The following is a 25,739-nucleotide window of genomic DNA, read 5'->3' on the forward strand; positions in this document are numbered from 1 at the left end:
TATGAGGCGGAGGCTGGCTAAATTTATTTACTTCAAAATATTAGGCTGGCAAGTTGATGGGCATTACAAAACGCTTCAAAGCATTAAAAAAGCAGTAATTATTGCCGTTCCGCATACCAGCTGGCACGATTTTTATATTGGTATTTTAGTAAGAGGTGTATTGGGTATAAAGGTGAATTTTGTAGGCAAAAAAGAACTGTTTGTTTTTCCTTTTGGATTTTTTTTCAGAGCACTGGGGGGAAGGCCAATAGACAGACACAATAAGCAAAATAAAGTTCAGGCCATAGCGCAGGTGTTTGAGAGCAATGAAAACTTTAAGTTGGCCATGGCTCCAGAAGGCACGCGTAGAAAGGTTGAACAATGGAGAACAGGTTTTTACTACATTGCCAAAGAAGCCAATGTCCCCATTGTGATGTTCACCCTAGATTTTGAAAACAAAAAAAATACGTTTTCAAAACCATTTTATCCAACGAGTGATGTGGATGCCGATTTCAAATTTATGTATCGTTTTTTTAAAGGTGTTAAAGGAAAAATTCCGGAATATTCTTAAGATTATTTTGACTTATGGCATGGAGTTTGCGTTAAGTAGAATAGGTTTATGAAACATAAAGTAAACAATTCATTGTCCCTAAAAAGAAACATAGGCCGGCTAAAGAAAATTAAGCTACTACAAAACCCAAATTGAAGTAGCTTTTTTATTGCAATTACTTAGAATTATTTTAATTCTTCCAGGCCATTATCAATTAAAATTCGCAAGTGTTGTTTGTGGGCTCTTGAGGACAAGTTGCCTGACGGAGCCGCCATTGTACGAATTCGTTTTAAATTGTGTAGCGCCATAGATTTTGCCCGGTGCGTATACTTTGAGCTTTGTTTTCCATTTAGCATATCGAGAAGCATTCGCGTATATTCCAATTGAAGGTTTTGTCTAAAGGAATTCACATTACCATAAATATCTGCCTTGAAAATTGCATCGTTCAAATTACTCATCATAGTAGATAATTTATATTGATTGCCGTATAATTCAGAATCTGAAATTCTTTGCAAGGTGTTGGAGTGGAGCAGATGATTTAGAACATTCTTCTGACTTGTAAGGATTTGTTTGTGGATTTTCGGATCTTCAGGGTATGTACTGTTTAAAAAATTGGAGCCTCTTCTTTGAATGGCCAGATAATTCAGCAAGTCTTCAGCCGGTTTCAAAGCGTCTGGAGCAAAAACGTTTTGTTGCAAAAAGGTCATTGCCCGCTTTTGGTCTTCCAATTTAACAGGGATGTAGGGCTTTGTACCCCCTTCCTGACCAGCCACGGCTCTGTCCAAATAAATGCCTCCGATATATCTGCTAACCACACCCGCATAAATGCGTTTATAGATGTTGAGGATGTTATAAGCCCTGGTAAGTTCGTGATAAGATTGGCCTTCTGTGGTTAGTTTTGATTTTAAATTCTTGATCAGTCCATCAAATAATTCATATTGTATCTGTGCATAAAGAATAGGGTCATTTGATAAATCAAAAATATTGACTCGAGGGTCGATACCCTTGCCTGCGGAACGCATATCGTCACCATCATTACCAAAAACCAACTGAGGTTCTGTAGACCTATTCAATAATGTTTCACGTTCTTGGTCAGAATTAAAAGGGGTGTAACCTGCCTGAATTGCCCATATGTCATAAGGGCCAACGCTAACATCGAAAAAATGCCCTTGTTTACTAGGGTCTTTAGTCAAATTGATCATGGTATAATCCATCACGGAAGCTGTAAGGCATTTGCCTTGGATAAAGTTGGGGTCAGCCAATTCTTCGGGAGAAAACAAATGGCTTGCCTTCATGTTATGGTACAGCCCTAATGTATGCCCAATTTCATGCATCACGGTAGACGTCAGTCCTTCTTTGGTTAATCGGCTTAAATTTTCAGAATCGTTTTCGCTATGCTTGATATAGGCTTTACCAAGCAATATATTAGTGCTCATTTGCTGACCAACACTGCATGACAAGTGGTCGCTTTCAGAATTTAATGGATAGAATGAATGTTCAATTTGTACATCTGAGTGGGCTTCATCAAACAATTTACTGCTAAAATCTCTATTACTTATCATGCTGAATTCCAGCATAATGTCCGCTCCCAAAATCTCTCCGGTTTTTGGATTTACCATTCTAGGGCCATAGCCACCAAATGCAGGTTTGTGAGTTGAGGTCCATCTCAAAACATTGTATCGAATATCTCCGGCATCCCAGTCCGCATCATCTGGTTGTTGTTTAACGACTATGGCATTTTTGAAACCTGCTTTCTCAAAAGCTTTGTTCCATTCAAGCACAGCATTTGTTATAGTTTCCCGCCATTCAATTGGGGTGGTATTTTCAAGCCACCAAGTAATGGGCTTTACGGGTTCAGAAATTGCCAATTCTGGATGTTTCTTTTTGAGTTTCCAGCGATTAATTAAGTCCCTGTAAGGTGTGGGTGAAGTTGAAGTTTTATCATCGACCTCTGTAATGAAGAAACCCACTCTTGGATCGTCAAACCTAACCTCGTAGTCGTCCTCGGGCATAGAGATAAAGCAATGCAAGAACTCAATGCTTACATTCCTTGGGTCCGCAAGAGCTTTCGAGCCTTGCTGATATGTTGACGCTTTTGAGTATACATACTCCACAGCTACATTCAAGTTTTCCGGATAATTGTTAATGGCCTTTATTTTAGACTTGTTTTTGTCTAAGTTTCCTAATGTAAAAGGTTTTGGAGGGGCTTTAGGAGATTTTACAGGTTTTACTTGTTGAAAAGTCTCTGTTAAAAACAATTCATTCGGATTGATAAGATACTGTCCTTGCTTTTCATCAGAGGCTTCAATTTTTAAACTAGCAACGATTCCATGAGAAATATTAGCCCCTTTGGATTTTGATAACGCATTATTTGGGTCAAAATAAAAGGAAGTATTTTGTTTTATAAATTCAATTTTGTTGAAATGCTTCTGAATTTTGAAAACAGAGGTTGGTTGGTAGATGCCCCTGTTAAGTCGGCCAGCTTCGGTGCCGCCATTTGCAATCTGAGAAAAATAGATAAACTCCTTATCCAGTTGTTCTTTTTCAATTAGCATCTGTACAGCACCAGTTAGGGTATCTTGATAGATGGTAAATAGCCCATCAATTTTTGCACTTCCCTTAACTAAGTCCTGAATAGTTTTTTTTGAATTTTTCTTGGCCTGGGTGACAGGGGCCTCTATGTTTTGTTTCTTTTTTTTGTTCCTCCTTTGATTTTGAGCTGAAGATTTAAATGGTAAAATACTTAAAGCTAGGAGGATAGCAAAAGCAGAGCTGAGGGTTTTAAATTTGAAAGCAAGCATATTTGTATAACTAAAATTATGTCTTTATAAATGAATCCCACAAATTTAAGTATTAACCAAAAGAAGATTATAGTTTAAAATGTTAAATGAAGTTAAAATATACACATGGGAATAGAAATAGGGCAACAGATTCATATTTATAATCAATAGAAATATAAATGTTTCAATGTGTAAGTTTGGTGCTTTGTAAAATTTTCGATTACAAGGATTTGAAACTTTATTTTGAGCGATTCCAAGTTCTCGAGCTTGACTTAATGGTGTTGGGAAAATCTTTAGGAATGCTTTGTGTGACTTTACCTGTGGCAGCCCATTCCGCTCCACGCTGCAACGTTGTGATGAAACCAACACATTCCATGGAGTAGTCCATATGGCCTAGAGTGGTGTGAAAAATACGACCTTTGTGGTAGTCGATTGCCATGAGCATAGGCTCGTGTCTGCCAGTGCGCTTTTCACCGTTTTTTTTATCAGAGTAGGCAGTAGCCAAAATGGTCATGTTTTCAGCAGGCCCCCTTAGCTTTTCGTATAATTCGTCTTTGCCATGTAACCATTCATTGGGGAGCCCTTTCATTATTGGATGTTCTGGAGCCCTGGTAGTAATAACAAATTCACTTTGCTTACCGTGTTGCCCACAATTTCCTTTTGACGTATCGTATTCAATCTTGTTTTCTGAATTATAAAACACGTACGGTCCTGATTTTTCAGTTCTGCCTCCCCAGGCTCCAAGGCCTATCATTTTATTGTAGTCGTCCCAATCGCCCCATGCATTACTGGCAGCGTGAACAATAATTAGACCTCCACCACCTTTAATAAAGTTGACAAAATTCTTCTTGGTCTGCTCTGGCCAATGGGATGATTTCCAGCCTAAATTATTCACTACCACATCATATTTACTAAAATCGGGGTTAAATTTGGGATCAAATCTTGTGGAATCCAGTGAAGTCCTTTTTACGCCATCATCAAAAGGATATAATTCTAATAGCTGTTCAATGCTATCCAAGCCTTTAACGTTGTGATGAGGCCCAACCCAATTGTATAGTTTTCTGGCAATATCCACGTCAAAAAGTCCAGTCTGCTCTAAATAATCCTTCATCATAAAGGTGCTTTTTGGCCAAATACCATGATTGTTCTCACCATCGATAATCAGGGCTTTTAATTTTTCTTGTGTTTGTGTTTCTGCCGGTTTGGTGTTGTTTTTGCAACTATTTAACACAAGACAACACATCAAAAGCACTATAATCCGAAAAGGTTTCATTTAGTATGGTTTCAACAATTTCCGTTAAGATATAAAAAAGAGAAATAATTGTGCTAAGAAAAAATCCCATTCCACAGAAAAAAGTTAAACTTTTTTAGCGAACGTTTAGATTTTGCCTTGAATTTGCCCATAACCCAGCTAGGTTTGGCCACTTTTTATTTTGGTAACACTCCTGCGACCGATAAAACCCTGTTTGATGGTTTTCATATTTTGAAATAAACTAATAGCTCCTCAAATATATTTCACTTAAAACTGGATTTAAAACATTTGGTCATAAAAAAAGCACCACAAAAATGGTGCTTCGGTACTTTATATAAGTATGTCTAGAATTGGTATCTCACACCGATTCCAATATCAAAATCCAAATCATTATTGTCATAAGTGCTACTGCCAAATCCAATTTCTGGGCGAAAATCAATAGACACCAACAAAGGGAAGTCAAAGTTGTATTCAATACCCACGTTTCCAGCGGCAAACAAAAAGGTATCGGTAATATCGCCTGTCGGAAGATCAAATCTCCATGAAGACAAGCCTGCTCCCGGGCCGGCATACCAATTAAAACCGCCATCGATATTCCAAACCCATTGGTAAATACCGGTAAGTTTAACCCCTCTGAAATCAAAACCTCTTCTGGTGCCGTAGCGCCACCCAAAGTCAGCTTCCAAGCGGTTGTTTTCCTTCAAAGCTCTTTGATAGGAGATTTCTGCACCAAATGCATTACTGTCCCCTAAGCGAAGGCCAATGGCGTTTTCCGCTATTTCTTGTGCTCCTGATGTCAATGTAAACCCTAATAATACGGCTACTAATGCTATTAATTTTTTCATAAGTTTTTAGTTTTTTATCTTTCCTAATATACGTCCAATCCATACGAATAGATTATTGCGATATTGTAAAGCTTTAGCAAAAATAACGCCAAAAATGTCCCTATATTTACCCATATCCTAGAATTTTTAACGCGATGTCCTTAAAACTCTTAGAATCAAAACTTTCGGGTGAGCTATTGTATGATGACTTGATAAAAGCTTTGTATGCCACGGATGCATCAGTGTACAGAATGTTGCCACTTGCAGTAGCATACCCCAAGGATGAAGAAGATATCAAGTTGTTGATTCAATACGCCAAACAAGAGAGCACTTCTTTGATTCCGAGGACGGCCGGTACGTCTTTGGCAGGGCAATGTGTAGGAAAGGGTATTGTGGTTGATGTTTCTAAACACTTCACTAAAATTTTAAAGGTGAATGAAACCGCCAAAACCGTTACCGTGCAACCAGGGGTAGTTCGGGATGCCTTGAATAATTACCTTAAGCCCTATGGCTTATTTTTTGGGCCTAATACCTCAACCTCAAATCGGTGTATGATAGGGGGCATGGTAGGCAACAATTCCTCTGGTACAACCTCAATAAAATATGGGGTAACACGGGATAAGGTTTTAGGGCTTAAAACGATTTTGAGCGATGGGAGCGAGGTTGTTTTTGGTGAATTGTTGTCGGAGGAATTCATGAAGAAAACAAAGTTGGACACTTTGGAAGGTGAAATTTATCAATCTATTTATGATGAATTAAAGCCTAAATCTGTTCAAAAGGAAATAAATGAAAAGTTTCCAAAACCGGAAATCCATCGGAGGAATACGGGCTATGCAATAGATGCATTGATTGACACCGATATTTTTTCTGAAGGTGAGGAAAAATTCAATATGTGCAAACTGCTTTCGGGGAGCGAGGGTACTTTGGCGTTCACTACTGAAATTACTTTACAATTAGATGATTTGCCTCCTGAACATCGCATAATGGTAGCTGCACATTTTGAAAGCATTGAAAGTTGTTTGCTGGCTGTTGTGCCTGCAATGAAACACAATTTGTACACTTGCGAAATGATGGATAAAACCATTTTGGACTGTACAAAACGTAATAAAACCCAACAAGAAAACAGACGCTTTTTGGTAGGAGATCCCGAAGCTATTTTGATGTGTGAGGTAAAAGCAAATAATTTCGAGGACGTCAAAAATCAGGTCGATACATTGGTGAAGGCTTTAGAAAAATCAGGTTTAAGTTATGCCAATCCCATTCTGGTGGGTAATGACATTGATAAGGCTGTCCATTTGAGAAGTGCAGGACTTGGGCTGTTGGGCAATATTGTTGGCGATAAAAAGTCCGTAGCCTGTATCGAGGATACTGCCGTGGTTTTGGACGACTTGGCCGATTATATTGGGGAGTTCACTGCATTAATGGCAACATATAATCAAAATGCAGTGTATTATGCCCACGCCGGTGCAGGTGAGTTGCATTTGCGCCCCATTTTGGATTTAAAGCAAAAAGAGGACGTAAAATTGTTTCGAAAAATCACAAGGGATGTGGCGCATCTGGTCAAAAAATACAATGGTTCCTTTAGTGGGGAACATGGGGATGGGATAGTGCGGGCTGAGTTTATTCCGTTGATGATTGGGGAGGCCAACTACCAAATTATAAAACGAATAAAACAGGTATTTGACCCTGGGAATATCTTTAATCCTGGGAAAATCGTGGATGCCTTTCCTATGGATAAATCCTTAAGGTATGAACCTGATCGGGCAGAGCCTAAAATAGAAACCCTAATGGATTTTTCCCATTCCCAAGGAATTCTTCGTGAAGCGGAAAAATGCAATGGTTCGGGGGATTGCAGGAAGTTACCCCAATTTGGGGGTACGATGTGTCCAAGTTACAGAGCCACCAGAAACGAAAGGGACACGACCAGAGCAAGGGCTAATGCTTTGAGGGAATTTTTGACAAATTCCGAAAAGTCGAACAAATTCAACCATAAAGAATTAAAGGAGGTATTTGATTTGTGTTTGAGTTGCAAGGCCTGTGCTAGCGAGTGCCCCAGTAGTGTGGATGTGGCCAGTTTAAAGGCTGAGTTTCAGTATCAATTTCAAAAAGAAAACGGTGTTTCGTGGCGCACTAAATTGTTAGCCTATAATAATCGTTTGAATGGCACTTTAGGAAGGTTTCCAAGGTTTTCAAATTTCATATTTTCTAATGGTTTGACCTCTTCAGTTTTGAAAAAATCAATGGGAATTGCCAAAGAAAGAAGCTTACCTTTAATTTCTAACTCGAGTTTAGATAAACAGTTTAAAAGCTCTAAAATTCAATTAGTTGGAAGTGAAACAATCAAAGAAGTCTTTCTGTTTAATGATGAATTCACCAACTATTTGGATACTTCGATTGGAATTGATGCGATTCAATTATTAACTCGACTAAATTATAAAGTCACTTTAATAGAAAATGTAGAATCTGGACGTGCTTTTTTATCCAAAGGTTTGTTGGAACAGGCCAAAATAGTTGCAAATAAAAATATTTCAATTTTTAAGAATAAAGTTACCGAAAATACTCCTTTAATAGGCATCGAACCCTCCGCCATTTTAACTTTTAAGGACGAATATTTAAAATTGGCAGACGACAAAGCTTCAGCAGAAAAAATTGCCAAGCACACCTATTTAATCGAAGAATTTTTACAGAAAGAAATTGAATTGGGCAATATCGCTTCAGACCAATTCACTTCCGAACCAAAAACCATTAAATTCCATGGGCATTGCCATCAAAAGGCACTAAGTAATCAATTGTCCAGTTTTTCAGCTTTAAACCTTCCAAAGAATTATAAAGTTACCATTATCCCCAGTGGCTGTTGTGGTATGGCTGGAAGTTTTGGTTACGAAAAGGAACATTACGAGGTCAGCATGCAAATAGGTGAGCAAACCCTTTTTCCAGCCCTACGGAAATCCGGCAATGATGTCATTATTGCTGCCAATGGTACCAGTTGTAGGCATCAAATAAAAGATGGAACGGGAAGGGAGGCCAAGCACCCCATTACGATTTTAAAGGAGGCTTTGAAGTAATGTACCGTTTTTTACTTTACAGGCTACCAATAAAAGGATATGCTTTAGAGGCTAATACGGCTACCTCTTTGTTGCCCCTGTAAATCCCGGTATGTATTTCCATGCCTTTTTCTTTAAGAGTAGATTTTAGGGCCTTAAATGTTTGTTGCTCTCCTTTTCGTTGGTGGTCGTCAAAAATGATAATAAAGTCATCATCTTTATCAAAGGTTTTGGCAATTTCTACGATATCGTATCTTGAATAATTAGGACTGCCTAGGGGGCCATCAATAACATATAAATCATATTTTTTGTCAAGTAATTTTGTGATTTGTCCATAACTATTGACTTCATGGGTGTTCACCTTGGTTTTTGTTAGAGGGGCAATTTTGACCGTAGAACGTTTTGATAACGTAAATCGTTTTGAAAAGCTGTCTTTCCAATCTTCACTCTCCTCAACAATCGTATGGCTCGATAGCTTAAGTTGATTATCTAAGTATGCAGAAATAAATTTTGAGGATTCTCCAAGTCCAAACTCTACTATGGTTTTGGGTTGGTAATCGTTTAAAACCCTGTTTAATATGTAAAAAAAGGTATAGCTCCCTGCCCACCTTCCCACATTCAATGACAGGCCAGTAAGCCAATCTTTTCCTCTTATGCTGTCGTGATAAACATTTGCCCATTCAAGTTCCTCTAGGTGATAGATCATTCTATATAAGAGATCAATCACCGGAAGCTTTTTTAATTTAGTGAATTTGCTTTTTAACATTTAGATTGAAAAAAATGCATCATTAAGTACTTCAAAAATACCAGTATAAGAGGACTAATGTAGTTAATTTTCTTCAACAGGTCATGATAACCAGGGGTAAATAGACTTTCGTTATAAAAGTTAGGACGAAATTACTTTTGTGTCTTGTCAACAATAGTTATTGCCGCAATCAAATCCTTTACCTCCATTTCCTTCACATCTTCATCTGCAAAGAAAGGGGAGAGTTTGTCATGGCTGTAATTATAGATTTTCCAGCGTTTAAACTGATATTCTAAAGCGGTAAAATTTTCAACCCAATCCCCAGAGTTAAGATACATGGTTTTACCGTGTTTGTTTTCTTTGATTTCCATTTTGGGTTGGTGGATGTGACCACACACCACATAATCGTAGCCGTTTTCAATGGCGAGCTCAGCAATCACTTTTTCGTAATCTGAAATAAATTTGACGGCACCTTTCACGCCATTTTTAATTTTTTTGGAAAGGGAATACCGCTCTTTGCCCATCTTGGATAAAACCCAATTGGTCATTCGGTTTAGCAAAATCAGTAAGTCATAGCCATAACCTCCAAGTTTGGCTAACCATTTGGCATTTTGAATGGAAATATCGAACACGTCGCCATGAAAAAACCAACCCTTTTTACCATCAATGTCCAACACCAATTTATCTACAATCGAAATATTTCCAATGGTAGTATCACTGAATTTCCGCAACATTTCGTCGTGATTGCCTGTAATATAGATCACTTCAACACCATCCGCGGCAAAGTCCATAATTTTCTTAATCACCTTCAAGTGGGATTTAGGGAAATAGCGCTTGCTAAACTGCCATATATCTACAATATCGCCGTTTAAAATCAGTTTTTTGGGATTGATGCTGTTTAAGTAGGTTAATAATTGTTTTGCATGACAGCCGTAGGTTCCCAAATGCACATCGGAGATTACCGCAATTTCTACTTTACGTTTTGTTTTCAATGGGGTATAGGTGGTTGGTAAATTCGTATTTGTTCACAGTACAAATAACTATTTTTAGTATTATGTGAAGATTATCGGGCAATTAACTAATTATCAGGTTATTGTTACGCAAATGTTAAGATGAATCGTATTTTGCCTTTGTTGAAAATTAGTGTAATTCATGGCTAAAGTTTATTAAAGAAAATTCCTAGGAGCATTGCTCCTAGGTTACGGTTGAAATTGTCATTCCCATGAAAATGGGAGTCTAATTAAAGAATTTGCTCGTTTTTGTCTTGAACTGAAAATGGAAAATTGAATATATTTTTAGGTGATGCACTAGGAAGGTTCGGCAATAAATTCTTTATTTTAGCGGAAAATTTGGATTATGGCTGGAAATTCCTTTGGAAAACTGTTCAATTTGACAACTTATGGCGAATCACACGGGCCTGCTTTGGGTGGTGTTATCGATGGTTGCCCTCCGGGAATTGAGTTGGATACGGATGCCATTCAAAATGAACTCAACCGCAGGAAACCTGGCCAATCGGCAATTGTTACCCAACGCAAAGAACCCGACTCCGTAAAGTTCTATTCTGGTATTTTTGAGGGAGTAACAACTGGAACTCCAATAGGTTTCGTTATTGAAAACACCAATCAAAAATCCCATGATTACTCGCATATAAAAGATAGTTACAGGCCCAGCCATGCCGATTATACTTATGATAAAAAATACGGCATAAGGGATTATCGCGGTGGTGGGCGCAGTTCGGCGCGCGAAACGGCGTGTAGGGTAGTGGCCGGAGCTATTGCCAAGCAGGTGCTTAAGGATGTAGAAATCTACGCCTATGTATCAGGAGTCGGGACAATGAAATTGGATAAACCCTATTCGGAGTTGGATTTAACAAAGATTGAATCCAATATTGTGCGTTGTCCGGATGAAACCATGGCCTCAAAAATGGAGCAATATATCAAGGAAGTGCGTAGTAAAGGTGACACCGTAGGAGGTATTATTAGCTGTGTGGTTAAAAATGTACCGGTCGGTTTGGGCGAGCCGGTTTTCGATAAATTACATGCCGAATTGGGAAAAGCTATGCTATCCATAAACGCCGTAAAAGGTTTTGAATACGGCAGCGGTTTTCATGGCAGTACCATGTACGGTAGTGAGCATAACGATGCCTTTAATACCGATGGTAGTACAAAAACCAATTACTCTGGAGGGATACAAGGTGGTATTAGTAATGGGATGGATATTTATTTTAATGTGGCATTCAAACCTGTGGCCACATTAATTCAGAAATACGAGACTATCGACAAGGAAGGCAAAGTAGTCCAAATGCAGGGCAAAGGCCGTCACGATCCTTGTGTAGTGCCAAGAGCTGTTCCTATTGTTGAGGCTATGGCCGCTTTGGTGTTGGCTGATTTCTATTTGATCAATAAGATTTACTAGAAGTTTTGTTGAGCTCAACTTTCCTTTTGGGCATTCCAAAAAAAAAGTAATAACCTGGGTTCGATTAATATTTTCTATGTAGAGACAACCTTGACAATCTGTTGTCCGTTTAATAAGGAAAACTTTAGATCCTGCAAGGTCTCTTTTTTGACCTTGTAGGTATAAAATATTGATATCAAAATACCTACAAGGTGTTCAAAACCTTGCAGGACAAGGATAATTATTTTAAGGCCAGATTCTTAATAACCGAATCAGGGATAGTATTAACTTTAAACTCTTATCAATAGTGATATGGTTTACTACTGGCTTCACATGCTGTACATTTTTATTGGGTCCCGTCTGTTTTGGAAACCGGTTGATTTAGAAGCCGACATTAGCCGAACCAGAAGAGTAAGTCTTTTGGACTGTGAGGGATTTCGTTTTATGTCCAATGCCAAATACTTTTATTACATGGATTTAATCCGATTTGAGATCCTATTTCGATCGGATTTGTATAAAGCCACGATTAAAAAAGGGATGTTTCCGGTGTTGGGTTCACAAAAGATTATTTACAAAAAGCCGTTAAAACGGTGGCAAAAATTTAAAGTTACACTAGTGCTTGAAGGTTGGGAGGACAACTGGGCATACCATCGCCAAATATTTACAAGAAACGGGGAAGTGTATGCCATAGGCATTACGAAAGTGGGGTTTTGGAAAAATCGGGATACCCAAGATATGCGCGCCATTCTTGCAGAAAGCGGCATTACCATGAAGGACAAAGCGCCACCGACGGCTATTCTAAATCTTTTTAATAAGGATTATGATATTCTGAAAAACGCTTAAAATACTTATCTTGTTTCAAATTATATTGACTAAAGAAGTTAGAAGAGGCTTTATATGAAAAAACTAGCATTGCATTGGAAAATTATCATCGGAATGGTCCTCGGGATCATTTTTGGTTTTATTATGAACGGTATCGATGGAGGAAAAGGGTTTGTAACCGACTGGATTTCGCCATTTGGCACCATTTTTATCAATCTTTTGAAACTCATTGCGGTGCCATTAATTTTAGCTTCGCTGATAAAGGGTATTTCCGATTTAAAGGATATTTCGAAAATAAAGTCGATGGGCTTGCGTACAGTGAGTATTTACATTTGCACAACTTTGGTGGCCATCATCATTGGTTTGAGTATTGTAAATACGTTGCAACCGGGCAAGGGCATGCCACAGGATACCATCGAGAAAATCAAATTAAAATACGAAAATGATGCCGGCGTTGCTGATAAATTGATGAAAGCCTCGGCCCAAAAGGAAGCGGGGCCTTTACAAGCATTGGTAGACATTTTTCCGAGTAATATTTTTCAGTCTTTTGCCAATGCCTCAATGTTGCAAGTGATATTTTTTGCGCTATTTGTTGGGATTTCTTTATTGCTGATAGGGGAAGAAAAGGCGAAACCCTTAGTGAGATTTTTTGATTCCCTAAATGAAGTGGTCATGAAAATGGTGGACTTGATCATGTTGTTTGCGCCCTATGCCGTGTTTGCCCTTTTGGCCAATGTGATTATCGCTTTTGACGACACCGAAATTTTACTGAAACTGCTGTACTACGCACTGTGCGTGGTGGGTGGTTTGATACTTATGATTGTGTTCTATTTAATTATCCTAAGTGTTTACGCTAAAAAATCGCCCATTTGGTTTTTACAGGAAATTAGCCCCGCGCAACTTTTGGCGTTTTCTACCAGTAGTAGTGCGGCCACCCTGCCGGTAACCATGGAACGCGTGGAAGAACATTTAGGGGTAGATAAAGAAGTTTCGGGGTTTGTGCTTCCGGTTGGTGCCACGGTAAATATGGATGGTACCAGTTTATATCAGGGGATTGCGGCGGTTTTTATCATGCAAGTCATTTGGCCGGAAGGCCTAACGTTTACCAATCAATTGGTGATTATTTTAACGGCGCTGTTGGCGTCTATAGGAAGTGCAGCCGTGCCATCGGCAGGCATGGTAATGCTGGTTATTGTGCTGGAATCCATTGGTTTTCCAGCGGAATTATTGCCTATAGGATTGGCATTGATTTTTGCGGTGGACAGGCCTTTGGATATGTGCCGCACTGTAGTTAACGTTACTGGTGACGCGACAGTTTCCATGATGGTAGCCAAATCCTTGGGCAAGCTCCACGACCCACAACCAAAAGAGTGGGACGACCACTATGACGAAGTGAAGTAAATCTGAAGATGGCGGGTAGGCCCGCGTTAGGGATTGAAGAGGCATCCTTTTTAAAACTTTGGAAACCTAAATTTGTGAAGAACTTGAATGTTTGGGATTGCCACGTCGCATACTCCTCGCAATGACGGATTTTTTAAAAAGATATAGCGGAAAGCCCGACCCGCAGGGGAACGCCCAAAAAGAACTACTCTGTTGTGTTGTGATGTTTTGAAAAACTTATTAATTTTATCTCAAACCAAAAAAACGCCTTATGAATATTTGTTTTATTATGTATCCCTGGGAAAAGATCGACCCAGACAATGATACAACCTTGGCATTGATTAAAGAATGCGTTAAGCGAAAGCACGGTGTGGCCATGTGCATTCCAGCGGATTTGACGATTAGGAACAGTGTCACCACGGCCAATTGTAAGGTGATAAATAGGATGGATAAAACGCCGTCTTCCTTAAAGTCGTTTTACAACAAGGCCGAAATCAGGGAGGAGATGTTGCCCTTGGCTGGTTTTGACGTGATTTTTTTCAGGGCTAATCCTCCTTTGGACCCCATTATGCTTAATTTTTTGGATTCTGTTAAGGATGATGTGTTTATTATGAATTCCCTTGAGGGGATGCGGGAGGCGAATAACAAATTGTACACCGCGGCCTTCGGTGATGCGCACAGCAATATTATTCCGGCGACCCATGTTTCAAAAAGTAAGCGTTATTTGATTGAGCAAATAAAAGAATCTAAAGCGGATAAAATGATTTTGAAACCCTTGAACGGCTACGGTGGTTCAGGTGTGATTCTTATTGAAAAATCGGCGATGAGCAATATCAATTCGTTGTTGGATTTTTATATAAATAATAGCGACGGTACGTCTAGCTACGTGATTTTACAGGATTATATTGAAGGGGCAGATCAAGGCGATGTGCGTATTTTAATTTTAAATGGTGAGCCGGTGGGCGCTATGAAGCGGGTTCCGGGGAGTGATGACCACCGCTCGAATGTGTCGGCAGGAGGGAGCGTCCAGAAACATTCCTTGTCCAAGGAAGAAAAGGCACTTTGTAAACAAATTGGCCCTAAACTGGTTAACGATGGCCTTTATTTTGTGGGCATTGATGTGATTGGGGGCAAGTTGGTGGAAGTGAATGTGATGTCGCCCGGTGGCATTACTTACATCAATAAAGTGTACAAATTGAAAACAAAAATTGAAGAAAAGGTGATTGACTTTATTGAAATGAAAGTGATGGACAAATTGCAAGCGTTTGATAGACGAACACGATTGAGAAAAACGGTTCAGGATGCTTGATTTTGTTGGTGGCTTTCGATCAGTAGTGTTGCGAGATAGATATGAAGATTAATTTAACATCGCCAGTAGTATCGGCAGTATGGCTTTATGAGCATCAGGAGGGCGACAACCTTGTGGTGCTCGATGGTACTATTGCTAAAAGTTTTGACTCGCATACGCTCCAAATCTCTAACGCACGTTTTTTCGATATTAAGAAAAAATTTAGCGATACTTCGGATCCGTTTCCGAATGCCTTTCCTTCGGAGACACAATTTCAAAAAGAGGCGCGAAACCTAGGAATCAATAACGAAAGTGCTATTGTGGTTTATGACGACAAAGGTATGTATTCCAGCGCCAGGGTTTGGTGGATGTTCAAGGCTTTTGGATTTCATAATATTGCAGTTTTGGATGGTGGTTTCCCCAATTGGCAAAACGCTGGATATCCATCGAAATTCATGAAACCCTATGAAGGACCCAAAGGGAATTTTGAAGCTAAATTGCAATCCGGTTTCATGCAATTTTTTGATGATATTGAGTCTGCTTCAAAAACTAAAACCCATAAAATTATTGATGCAAGGTCTGCTGAACGATTTAATATGCAAGTGCCTGAACCAAGAGCTGGGTTGAGGCGGGGAACTATTCCTCATTCTGTCAATTTGCCATTTACCGATTTACTCAATAATGGCAAACTAAAGCCTAAAAAGGATTTAGAAAAAGCCTTTTACATGAGAGCCGAAAAGGACGAGAATATCATTTTTTCATGTGGTTCGGGCATTACAGCTTGTGTGCTTGCCTTGGGTGCGGAACTGTCGGGTTACAAAAATATTTCGGTGTATGACGGCTCTTGGACAGAATATGGGAGTTTGACTTCCGGAAACATGAATGACCCCAAAACTTGGACGAAGGAAGAGCTACTGGCGTACATCTTAATTTATGTGTCGCATTCCGATTTGAATGAAACTTGGAACGAAAAGGAGTATATGTTGTCTCGTGTGGATAAAAAGATTTATGAACGTATGCATAAACAATTCAAAAAGGATAACGACTATCAAAGCATTCAGAAGATTATTGAAGCGGTACAAACCCAAGATTATTTTCGAAATGACTTGGCAGATTTATTTGCGGATATCAAATTAATGGCCTTTGCGGATGGTAAATATGACCAAATGGAGCGTGCGACTTATGCCAACCTCAAAAAGATTTTGAAAGATGGATAGACTTTCAGTGGCAGAAGTCATTTCAAAAATTAAAAAGGAAGTTTGTTTTGAGGCCGTGGCTTCAGATTATTCCTTTACCATAAAAATTGAGGATTATGTGCCTTATATATGTGGGGCGGTACACGATGGTCACCAATTCCGAAAGGAACTTTGGACTAATTGTATCCATACCGAATACGAACGTTGGTACGAAGAAGATCCCGAGACCAAAAATATGGTACAGTCACACCCGATTGTAATAGCTGGTTGTGATTCACGATTTGAATATGACTTAAATCGTGCACCCGAAGATGCTGTTTTTGAAACGGCTTGGGGCAAGCAATTGTGGCATCAACCGCTTTCCGAAGACATGAAGGCCAAAAGCCTAAAAAAGCATACTAATTTTTACAAGGTAGTGCATGCCTTGGTGGAAACTGTGGAGTCTAGGTTTGGATATTGCATAGTATATGACATGCACAGTTATAATTGGAAACGTTGGGATAGGGATGTACCCACCTGGAATTTAGGAACTAGCAATGTGGACAATGACCGGTTTGGAGGAGTGATTAAAGACTGGCGTCAGAGCCTTGCCGAAATCAAATTGCCCCACGGCATTAAATCCACTTCAGGCATAAACGACACTTTTCAAGGCAATGGTTATTTTCTAAAATATGTTACCAAAAATTTTAAAAATACCCTAGTTTTGGCGACCGAAATTGCAAAGGTGTATTGTGATGAATACGAGCAGGTAATTTATCCCGAAGTGGTTAAGACTGTTGAAGAAGCGTTAAAGGTCCGTATTCCTGAACATGCGGACAAAGTATTTAAACTTTTTGATTAGTATTAACTTCTAAAAATAAAAAGTTCTGTCATTCCGCACAGCTCCGTTGAGCTTAGTCGAAGTGTGATGCGGAATCCTCACGCTCAAATTTATAGTAGATTCCTGCATTCGCAGGAATGACATGAAAAAAATATTAAATGATTGAACATAGTACAAATACAAAAATCCTACTGGAAATCGATAAGAATATCGATACTCTTGTAAAACAGATTGAGCTGTTAAGCTATGTAAACCCCATAAATATTGAAGAAGAAAAAGAACGCTTTTTTGCATCAAAGTATTTAACCGATCCTATTTTTAAATATCCAGAAATCAACTTTGATAGATTTGAATTGCACCGAAAACTGTTTACCCAACCTTTGGAACGGATAGATGACGAGGCCATTCGTAACTTATATCAGGATATCATTTATGCATATTCTGGGTTGATTCAATGTATTGAAAATGTTGGGGAGGGCAGGCCTTTTTATTTTGACAGCTTGCACTGTTTTGGAACACCGACTGAAAATGATGTCGAGAATGCCAAGTTTATCCTCCATTTTGAAGATGAAAATATGGATGAGGCCAAATTTCAGCCAAAATATAGTGCTAAGGCGTCGGAGGTGTTTTTTAAGGCATTTTCAAAACAGTATGATTTTAGTTATCAGATTGAGTTTTCAGACAAAATTTCGGCCATAGCCATGGTATTGAATAATGTGAAGACTTTGGTTCTTAATACCAATCACACCTATTCTGAAAATGAGATTGCGGTATTGACCAATCATGAAATTGGGGTGCACATGGTTACCACCATGAATGGCTTGTTGCATCCTTTAAAAATATTTTCCCATGGTTTACCGAATAACGAGGAAACGCAAGAAGGGCTTGCCGTTTTTGCCGAATATATGAGCGATAATTTAACCGTGACTCGCTTAAAGGAACTTGCTTATCGTGTGATTGCCGTGGATAGTTTGGCTAAAGGCTATCCCTTTTCCAGAACGTTTAGATTGTTGCACAACCAATACGATTTAGATAGGGAAAGAGCCTTTTATGTTACACTTCGCGCCCATAGAGGGGGCGGTTTTACCAAGGACTATTTATACCTTTCTGGCCTTAAAAAAATTTATGATTACTACCATTCCGGGAAGGACTTAAGTTTGCTTTTAACCGGAAAAGTGTCCTTGGAATATGCCGACGACATCCAATCCTTAATTGATAAAGGCTACGCTGTGCCACCAAAGCATATTACGGATGCTTATGCCGAAAATAAGAACACCAACAAAAAGGTGGATTTTATTTTACGGAGTTTGAAGTAATGGACGGCAAACATTTTGTCTGCATAGTAACAAATACATACCGTGCAACTCTGTAAATATGAGTTGCTAATAATATCCAAAGACGCTTATCCCAACACTATTTTGATAGTGAAAATGCTAAAAAGTTTTTTGCAGGTAAATATGGTTGTAACTATTTGATGTATTATGAAATTTTGATTTTTCAAATGAAGCCATTGCTCGCGAAAAAGAAATAAAAAAATGGAGAAGAGAAAAGAAGAACGTTTTGATTTCTAGCTTTAATCCGAAATGGGAAACTTTAAACAATCAACTGTTTTGGGGCTTCAGAAAATTGATTTTAAATATTCCCAGTCATTTCGACGATAGGAGAAATCACACTTCTTAGAATAATGTGATGTCTCAATCGTGCCTCATTTCGACATGACTAAGTGAAGCGGATTTTATTTTACAGAGTTTGAAGTAGGCTTAACCACGATTTTGTGATTTTTGCACATCAAAACGTTTTTCAATTCGCTCAACTGGATTCCTTTTTTTGCCAAATTCCTTATGGTAAGGTAGAGGTCCATCGAAAGGTTTGTCTACATCATCTAACATGAAATCCCTAATCCACTTATTGAGTTTTTTAAAAAAGTCTATCATTATTTTGAGGGTTTAAGACAAAATCACAAATTAACCTTTCGATACTGCGGATATTTCACCGAATACCCAAATTTATAAATTTTAGAATCCGTGGCATCAATTTTTGCTTTCCATTTCATGATGCCCTTTTTTGTATCGTATTCTGAAATGCCCGAATCGATATCATCTACTTTGATGTCCTTGTTTTGGCTAACGGGAATTCTATCCACAATCTGTACATCAATCGGTGTGTTTTTGTTGTTTTTGATTTCAATTTGATACGATCTTTCGAGGATTCTATTATTGCCGACAAAATTGGTTTTTTTGAAATTGTTGATCGGTTTTCTAGTCACCACAACATTGGGGTCAATTCCTAGGGATACTGTCAAACTATCTGTGGTGGCGTAGGGGTTTATTGCGGTAATCCCTGAATAGCTGTCCTCAAAATAGATATTGGCTTCACCTGGTAGCAAATTTAATTTTTGCCAATTGCCAATTTTCGCTGTAAGGAATACATTTTCATTGATAACCGGTGCCGTGTAATATGAAAAAGTTGCCGGTACACTGTAGTTTTCAATTTCAATCACGGTAACATCACCGTCCGAAGCAATAGTTGATAATTTTTTGATTTCGAAATTGGTATTGGTAATGCCTTCCGAAATAATATCCCCATTTGAGGTCGGGGTTCCTTTTTTGGTGGTGATTAGGATCACACCGTTTGAAGCGCTATTGCCATAAATACTTTTTGCAGATGCACCTTTCAAGACTTCAACGTTTGCAATCATATCTGGATGGATATTGCTATAGTTACTTGCGCTCGTAATTTTTCCATCAATTACATATAGTGGTTCTTCATAAGAATTTATGCTAGAGGCGCCTCTAATGTGTATTCCTGAAGCTCTTCCTTGCAGGCTTTCCGCTTTTACGGCGGAAATAGCTCCTGTTATGTTCTGCTTCTTTTTAGTTCCATATCCCACCACAACCACTTCATCCAATTGGGAAGCATCCTCTTGCAGGCTTAGATTTATAACGCTGGAATGAATAGGAATCGTTTCGGAAACAAATCCTATGTAAGATACTACCAATTCCTTGGCGCCTTTCGGATCAATTGTAAAATTTCCATCAAAATCAGATGTGGTCCCAATACTAGTGCCTTTTAGAAGAATATTTGCCCCCGGAAGTGGAATGCCCGAAGCATCGGTAATGGTTCCTGTAACGTGCCTTACAAATGGATTGTGTTTATAGTCATAGCGTTTTGTAGCATTATCTGATTTATAATTATGACTGACAAAATTCAAATATTTTGGATGCATTTCTGGTTTTAAATTGTTGGTATTTGGATCGTTGGTGGATAATGTCAATTTTATATTGTCCCAGCTTACACCGGTAGTTTGATATACGTGGGCTTTATAGTGTAGCTCCAAAGGCTTGCTAATGTCCTTAGCCTTTAAATCATAAATGGGAAACCAGCCAGCATTGGATACATTGTATTTTATTTTTAGTTGGAGCTGTTTTGAAGTATTGGAAGTCAGCTTCACCTTGATTTCACCCGTTTGGATTTTGTCGTCCACGTTCAGTTCGGTCAATTGTTTCTGTATGTCGTTGATATCTTTTTGAATGGCTTTTTTCTTTTTTAATGATTTATGCATCATATTGTTGAGTTCCGTAATACGTTGTCTGTAGTAGGATGCAAACTGTTTTAGTTTTTCCAAGTTAACCACTTCACTATTATTGCCCAACGACCTGTTTTCTTCAATGATTTTTATTTCCTGCTCAAAGCCCTCCATAAGATTGTCTTCAATTTGAATGGCATCTTTAAGCGACTCAATTTCACTTTGAAATTTTTCAACGGCTTCGGTTTTGTCTAATTTATTGATGTGATTAATCGCATAATTCAAGGATAGGATAGAGGACCCATTCAACCCCGAAATTTGAATGCTATTTTCCTTGATGTGTGGTGATAGCTTGGTGAAAGTGAATTCGGTGGTGCCTGCTGGAAGCGTAATCGTTGCGGAACGAGTAACTTCTGCGCCATCCACAAAAACAGTGACAGCTTTTACCGAAGATTTTGTTGGGTTTGTTGGGTTTCCAAAAATTATGGAAGGACCGAGCAACAATAAAAAGATAAGACATTTCATGATGGTGATATTTAAGTTTTAGGTAAAACTAGGTTCAACATCCAATGTTTAAAAACAGAAAAGAGTCAGTGAAAAGAAGTAATGAGTAAACGGTGTGTTACAACTAGGCTACTCCAAAAATTTACTCTTTAGCTCTGGGGTAGGAATCATACAGGCATCCTTTTTGCCATACCATTTGTAACGGTTTTTGGCAACAAAATCATACACCCAATTTCGAACGAAAGATGGGACAATTAAAAACACACTCAATAAATTGGTTGGAAAGCCTAGCTTTGAAGCTATTTTTAAAGCGGCAGTGCTTTTGTACGTGATGCCTTTTTCAGGAGTGTACAATAAAATGGAATCTACTTTTGAGGTGTCAATTTTGAAGTGGTCAATAATCTCTTGCCCAGCCTCACTTTGTAGGGCAGTGAACATAAACTGGTTGGTTTTGTCACGTTTGATAACGTAAAGTACAGAGGAATTACAAAGATTGCAAACCCCGTCAAATAGTATTAGTTTTTTATCTTTTGGCACACCAAATTTCATAGTGCAAAGATACGGCCTTTACAACTCACTTAAAAACTGGAATAGGTCGGTGTTTTTGTCCAAATTGAGTTTCTTTTTCAATCTGTACTTTGACTTTGAGACACTGTCAGGAAGTACATTTAGCATAGAAGCAATTTCCTTGGTGGATAAATTCATGCGTAAAAACGAGGCCAATCGCATTTCTTTTTCACTAATTTCCGGATAGATAGATTTTATCTTTTGATCAAAATTATTGTGTACCTCAATAAAATAGGATTTGAATACTTCCCAATCCTTATCCTCTGCATTTTCCTTTTTCAAGAGCATTGCCAGTCGCCTAAATACCATTTTGAACAATTCAGGTGATTCCTCAATTTTTTCAAGATTTTCCTTTAACTCCTGGATAAAAGTGTTTTTTTGAACCAAATGTAACGTTTGCGATGCAAGTTCCTTCTTCTTAAATTCCAATTTCTGTTTGTATATGGCTTCCTGTTTTTCGCGTTCTAATCTATTTTTCCGAATGTTTTGTTTGAATACCAAATAAAGTAAGATGGATAAGGCGATAAATGCAAACATACCGAAGGCATACAACCCTTTTTTAAGGGTTCCTATTTCTACCTTTTGATTCAGGTTTTGAATAGTCTTTTGTTGCAAATCTAAAGCGGCTTCCTTCTTCTCGATATCGAATAGTACCTGAAGTTCGTTTATCTTATTGGTTTTCTCAATATTGTAGATGCTGTCGCTAATGGATTTATGCTTTTCTAGATAATAAAGGGCTTTTTTGAAATCACCTGTTTCTTGATGAATTTTGTGTAGTGTCTTATAGGCCTCACTTATATCCTGATTTAGATTGTCCCTTGAAGCTATGTCAAGGGCTTGCTGTGCGTATGTTTTAGCTTTCTCATAACTCTTTTCATAGATACTAATATCGCTTAACCCCAATAGGATTGAGGCCACTGATATATGGTTATCTAAAGTGCTGGACCTTCTTAAGCCATTGATGTAATGTGTTTTAGCTTCGGTATATTTTCCAATATCAAACTTAAGGTCTCCTAGAAAACTAAGAGCGGCCACTTCCATCCCAGTATTGTTAATGGTTTTAGCCAATTTGACGGCATTTTCTAAATAAAAAGAGGCGCTATCTATATGTTTAGGAGCATTCTTGCCATAATCATAACCCAGTTCCCGGTAGGCTTTGCATAAAAAGTAATTGTCATTCTTGGTTCTATAAATTGCAATGCAGTTTCTAAAGGATTTTCGGGCTTCGGCAGATGAACCGGTTATGGATTGCACCATAGCAAGACTTAATAAAGCATCGGCATACCTCAGGGTGTCTTTGTTTTTATAGATAGATGCTTCTTTGAGTGTGTTTTTTAGCGATAACAAAAACTGCCCCTGCTCGGAGTAAATACTTCCCCTAAGACCATAAATATCTGCTATTCTCACAGTATCATTGGCCTCTATATATTTTTCATAGGCCAGATCGTTGTAGTACATGGCACTATCATATTGTACCAAATCCTTAAAATTTATGGCCTTGTTATGAAGTATCAAACCCATGGAATTGACATTGTTTGCCTTTTCAAAAAGCTTTAAGGATTGATCGTATGCAATATTGGAACTATCGTATTTGCTCATATTGGAATATGCAATTCCCAGCCTTTGGTACCCCCTAGCAATTCCGTATCCATAATTTAGTTCTTTTGATTCTGAAATGGCCATTTTGGCATAGTCCACAGCCTGCTTAGGCTCATTATAAGCGAATTGATACCAGAGGTTATCCAAAATTTCAACTCTTACCGTATCCTTTTTTGAGGATTTCAGACGTTGAAGTAAATAATCAATCTCAGTATCAGATTTATTCTGGGCAACGCTAGAAAGGCTGCATCCCATGAAAATCATTAGAAGAAATCTCAAGACCATAATCTAAAATTCTTATAAGGCATTAAGGAAATGATTCAAATCGGTATCCTTATCCAAAACCAGTTTCTTTTTCAATCGATACTTGCTTTTCAGTACACTTTCGGGCAATACATTGAGCATTGAAGCGATTTCCTTGGTGGACAAATTCATCCGTAAAAAAGAGGCCAAGCGCATTTCTTTTTCGGTAATATCTGGATACACCTCTTTAATTTTATGGTCAAAATTATTATGCACTTCCGTAAAATAGGATTTAAACACTTCCCAATCTTTATCCTCCGCACTTTCCTTTTTCAAAAGCATCACCAATCTTCTGAACTCAACTTTAAATAATTCAGGAGACCGTTTTATTTTTTCCAAATTATCCTTCAACTCTTGGATAAAAGTATTTTTTTGAACCAAATGCAGTGTTTGTGTGGCCAATTCTTTTTTCTTAAACTCGATTTCCTGTTTGTAAATAGCCTCCTGTTTTTCGCGCTCTGTCCGGTTCTTTTTTATTCTTTGTCTAAACCCAAAATATAGTAGTCCTGAAACGGCAATGAATGTAAACATGCCTCCTGCATATAGCCCATTTCTTAAATTACTGATTTCAACTTCCTGGTTCAGGTTTTCAATTGTTTTGGCCTTAAAAGCCAGCTCCGTTTCCTTTTTTTCAGTTTCGTAGCTTATTTGGAGTTTTTCGATCTGTTTGGATTTTTCAATGTTATAAATACTATCACTTAAACTGCCCACCCGTTTTCTGTCCGATAATGCCTTTACATAGTTCCCCATCTTTTCATAAACGAGGGACCTCTGCTCTAGGGCAGATTTCAGTTCATCGTTGATGTTGAGGGAGTCGCATAGTTTTATAGAAGTATTTAGTATTTTCAGGGCATTGGAGTAATCGCTCATGAGCCAGTAGGTTTCTCCAATTTGATTTAAACCTACCACCCGGTTGAGAAATGATTGGTCATAAACCAAATAGTCCTGCTGTTTGTTAAAATTTTCCAAGGCCAGCCGGTATCTCTTTTGGTCTTTGTATGTATCCGCTAAATTCCCATAGGCATTTACAAGATTATCTTTGATATCATGAACCTTGCTCAGTTGAATACTTTTCTCGTAATATTTGATGGCTTCTTCGTGGTTTTCCAAAAAATGGTAGGTGTTGCCAATATCATTCAAGGTATATGCTTCGAAAAGATTATCATCGGTTTTTTTATAAATATCCAGCGCTTTAAAAAGATATTCCAAAGCTTGTTCAAAACTGTTTTGTTTCGCATTAAGTTTACTAATATTTCGGTAAACATCTGCTCTTCTGTAAATATCCCTGTCAATGGTGTCCAAAACTCTGATGGCTTCCAAATAGCCCTCCATGGCTTTTAAATAATCGCCTTGTTCATAATAATGGTAAGCCCTGTTGTTGATAGTCACACCGTAATTAAGAAAATCGTTCTCTTTAAGATTGATTTTGGCAACGCTATCCATAAGCTTAATAGCCTTTATGTAATTGCCCTTTTCTCCTTCGATGACCGAAATATTTGCCATGGCACTCGCAACCATTAAGTTGCTGTTGTACTTTTTTGCATTTGCTAAGGTTTTCTCGTAGTAATATATTGCAGAATCGTTCTCTTTTGTGGTGAGATAATAATTTCCATTAAGAAAATTTCCAGTTATAATTCCTGTTTCATAATTTTCTTTTGTGGAAAGGGACAAAACCCTTTCGGCATATTGTTTTGACTTTTTTGTATTCCTATATAAATAGAAATCAAAAATATCGGACAACACAGAAACTTTACCTGATATGCTCTTCTGGTTTTCGAACAATGAATTTAAACTATCAACTTCTTTTTCGCTTTGAGCATATCCGGAAGAACAAAAGACGAAAATCATTAACAAAAAAAGTGGGTTAAGGTTCTTCATTTTCAAGAAAATTAGCTTCTGCTAAGTTAAATATTATATCAATCCATATAACGCGCGCCGATTTCGCCCAAAAAGCCCTTGTCCATAGCTTGTCCATACTTTTTGTGTCCATGTCTTTTCAATAAATATTTTTAAATAACTGAAAATCAATTAAATAAAAATAAATTCTGTGATTTTAAAAATGGCTTGTCCTATGCAAAATGAAGCCTCGTTTTGATGTGTTGTCCCCGTTTTGTCCACCCTTAAAATTATATTTTACTCGTTTTCATGGTTAGGTTTGGAGTGTTG

19 protein-coding genes are annotated in these 25,739 nt (G+C 38.1%); 9 read left to right on the forward strand and 10 right to left on the reverse strand.

What is annotated here, in order from left to right; all coding sequences use genetic code 11:
* Window position 1: 1 nt before the first annotated feature.
* Window positions 2-550, forward strand: coding sequence for a 1-acyl-sn-glycerol-3-phosphate acyltransferase (locus ACFSR8_RS06565; protein WP_380290273.1), 549 nt, complete (start codon window positions 2-4; stop codon window positions 548-550).
* Between the two features lie 164 nt (window positions 551-714).
* On the opposite strand, the gene ACFSR8_RS06570 is transcribed toward ACFSR8_RS06565, so the two are convergent.
* The 3 genes from ACFSR8_RS06570 to ACFSR8_RS06580 form a co-directional block, all read right to left on the reverse strand.
* Entirely contained in the window at window positions 715-3,330 is a 2,616-nt protein-coding gene (locus ACFSR8_RS06570) for a zinc-dependent metalloprotease (protein ID WP_380290275.1), read from the reverse strand.
* A gap of 217 nt (window positions 3,331-3,547) precedes the next feature.
* The gene (locus ACFSR8_RS06575) at window positions 3,548-4,582 is read right to left on the reverse strand and encodes a ThuA domain-containing protein (RefSeq protein WP_380290277.1); all 1,035 of its coding nucleotides are present in this window, start codon (window positions 4,580-4,582) and stop codon (window positions 3,548-3,550) included.
* Window positions 4,583-4,905: 323 nt separating this feature from the next.
* Window positions 4,906-5,406: a hypothetical protein gene (locus ACFSR8_RS06580; protein ID WP_380290279.1), complete on the reverse strand. Its 501-nt coding sequence runs from the start codon at window positions 5,404-5,406 to the stop codon at window positions 4,906-4,908.
* A gap of 134 nt (window positions 5,407-5,540) precedes the next feature.
* On the opposite strand from ACFSR8_RS06580, the gene ACFSR8_RS06585 reads away from it, so the two are divergent.
* On the forward strand, window positions 5,541-8,450 hold the full coding sequence (locus tag ACFSR8_RS06585) for an FAD-binding and (Fe-S)-binding domain-containing protein (protein WP_380290281.1): 2,910 nt from the start codon (window positions 5,541-5,543) through the stop codon (window positions 8,448-8,450).
* A gap of 16 nt (window positions 8,451-8,466) precedes the next feature.
* Here the strand turns inward: ACFSR8_RS06585 and ACFSR8_RS06590 are convergent, their stop codons facing one another.
* Together ACFSR8_RS06590 and ACFSR8_RS06595 are read right to left on the reverse strand one after the other, a co-directional pair.
* Window positions 8,467-9,156 carry a hypothetical protein gene (locus ACFSR8_RS06590; protein WP_380290283.1) on the reverse strand — a complete coding sequence of 230 codons (690 nt, stop codon included), beginning with the start codon at window positions 9,154-9,156 and terminating at the stop codon, window positions 8,467-8,469.
* Window positions 9,157-9,326: 170 nt separating this feature from the next.
* Window positions 9,327-10,166 (reverse strand): UDP-2,3-diacylglucosamine diphosphatase, encoded by an 840-nt coding sequence (locus ACFSR8_RS06595; RefSeq protein WP_380290285.1) that lies wholly within the window; start codon window positions 10,164-10,166, stop codon window positions 9,327-9,329.
* A gap of 364 nt (window positions 10,167-10,530) precedes the next feature.
* Here ACFSR8_RS06595 and aroC point away from each other — a divergent pair, with 364 nt between their 5' ends.
* The 7 genes from aroC to ACFSR8_RS06630 all read left to right on the forward strand — a co-directional run bounded on the left by aroC (window position 10,531) and on the right by ACFSR8_RS06630 (window position 18,390).
* Window positions 10,531-11,589, forward strand: coding sequence for a chorismate synthase (gene aroC / locus ACFSR8_RS06600; protein ID WP_380290287.1), 1,059 nt, complete (start codon window positions 10,531-10,533; stop codon window positions 11,587-11,589).
* A 312-nt stretch (window positions 11,590-11,901) separates the two neighbouring features.
* The gene (locus tag ACFSR8_RS06605; RefSeq protein WP_380290289.1) at window positions 11,902-12,411 is read left to right on the forward strand and encodes an acyl-CoA thioesterase; all 510 of its coding nucleotides are present in this window, start codon (window positions 11,902-11,904) and stop codon (window positions 12,409-12,411) included.
* Between the two features lie 54 nt (window positions 12,412-12,465).
* Window positions 12,466-13,791: a dicarboxylate/amino acid:cation symporter gene (locus ACFSR8_RS06610; RefSeq protein ID WP_380290291.1), complete on the forward strand. Its 1,326-nt coding sequence runs from the start codon at window positions 12,466-12,468 to the stop codon at window positions 13,789-13,791.
* A gap of 250 nt (window positions 13,792-14,041) precedes the next feature.
* Complete coding sequence (gshB, locus tag ACFSR8_RS06615; protein WP_380290293.1) at window positions 14,042-15,079, forward strand: glutathione synthase; 1,038 nt, start codon at window positions 14,042-14,044, stop codon at window positions 15,077-15,079.
* Between the two features lie 41 nt (window positions 15,080-15,120).
* Window positions 15,121-16,275: a sulfurtransferase gene (locus ACFSR8_RS06620; protein WP_380290295.1), complete on the forward strand. Its 1,155-nt coding sequence runs from the start codon at window positions 15,121-15,123 to the stop codon at window positions 16,273-16,275.
* Complete coding sequence (locus ACFSR8_RS06625; RefSeq protein ID WP_380290297.1) at window positions 16,268-17,095, forward strand: N-formylglutamate amidohydrolase; 828 nt, start codon at window positions 16,268-16,270, stop codon at window positions 17,093-17,095. Before ACFSR8_RS06620 ends, ACFSR8_RS06625 begins: the two co-directional genes overlap by 8 nt.
* Window positions 17,096-17,232: 137 nt before the next feature.
* Window positions 17,233-18,390, forward strand: a complete 1,158-nt coding sequence (locus ACFSR8_RS06630) for a flavohemoglobin expression-modulating QEGLA motif protein (RefSeq protein ID WP_380290299.1) — start codon at window positions 17,233-17,235, stop codon at window positions 18,388-18,390.
* A gap of 444 nt (window positions 18,391-18,834) precedes the next feature.
* Here ACFSR8_RS06630 and ACFSR8_RS06635 read toward each other — a convergent pair whose 3' ends face one another.
* The 5 genes from ACFSR8_RS06635 to ACFSR8_RS06655 all read right to left on the reverse strand — a co-directional run bounded on the left by ACFSR8_RS06635 (window position 18,835) and on the right by ACFSR8_RS06655 (window position 25,451).
* On the reverse strand, window positions 18,835-19,008 hold the full coding sequence (locus ACFSR8_RS06635; protein WP_380290301.1) for a hypothetical protein: 174 nt from the start codon (window positions 19,006-19,008) through the stop codon (window positions 18,835-18,837).
* A gap of 23 nt (window positions 19,009-19,031) precedes the next feature.
* On the reverse strand, window positions 19,032-21,125 hold the full coding sequence (locus tag ACFSR8_RS06640; RefSeq protein WP_380290303.1) for a DUF4139 domain-containing protein: 2,094 nt from the start codon (window positions 21,123-21,125) through the stop codon (window positions 19,032-19,034).
* A gap of 108 nt (window positions 21,126-21,233) precedes the next feature.
* Entirely contained in the window at window positions 21,234-21,653 is a 420-nt protein-coding gene (locus tag ACFSR8_RS06645; RefSeq protein WP_380290305.1) for a thiol-disulfide oxidoreductase DCC family protein, read from the reverse strand.
* A gap of 18 nt (window positions 21,654-21,671) precedes the next feature.
* Window positions 21,672-23,525, reverse strand: coding sequence for a tetratricopeptide repeat protein (locus ACFSR8_RS06650; RefSeq protein ID WP_380290306.1), 1,854 nt, complete (start codon window positions 23,523-23,525; stop codon window positions 21,672-21,674).
* Window positions 23,526-23,567: 42 nt separating this feature from the next.
* Entirely contained in the window at window positions 23,568-25,451 is a 1,884-nt protein-coding gene (locus tag ACFSR8_RS06655; RefSeq protein ID WP_380290308.1) for a tetratricopeptide repeat protein, read from the reverse strand.
* Window positions 25,452-25,739: the final 288 nt, after the last annotated feature.

It is taken from the genome of Hyunsoonleella rubra, assembly GCF_042684665.1.
In the GTDB taxonomy this organism is placed as follows: Bacteria; Bacteroidota; Bacteroidia; order Flavobacteriales; family Flavobacteriaceae; genus Jejuia; species Jejuia rubra.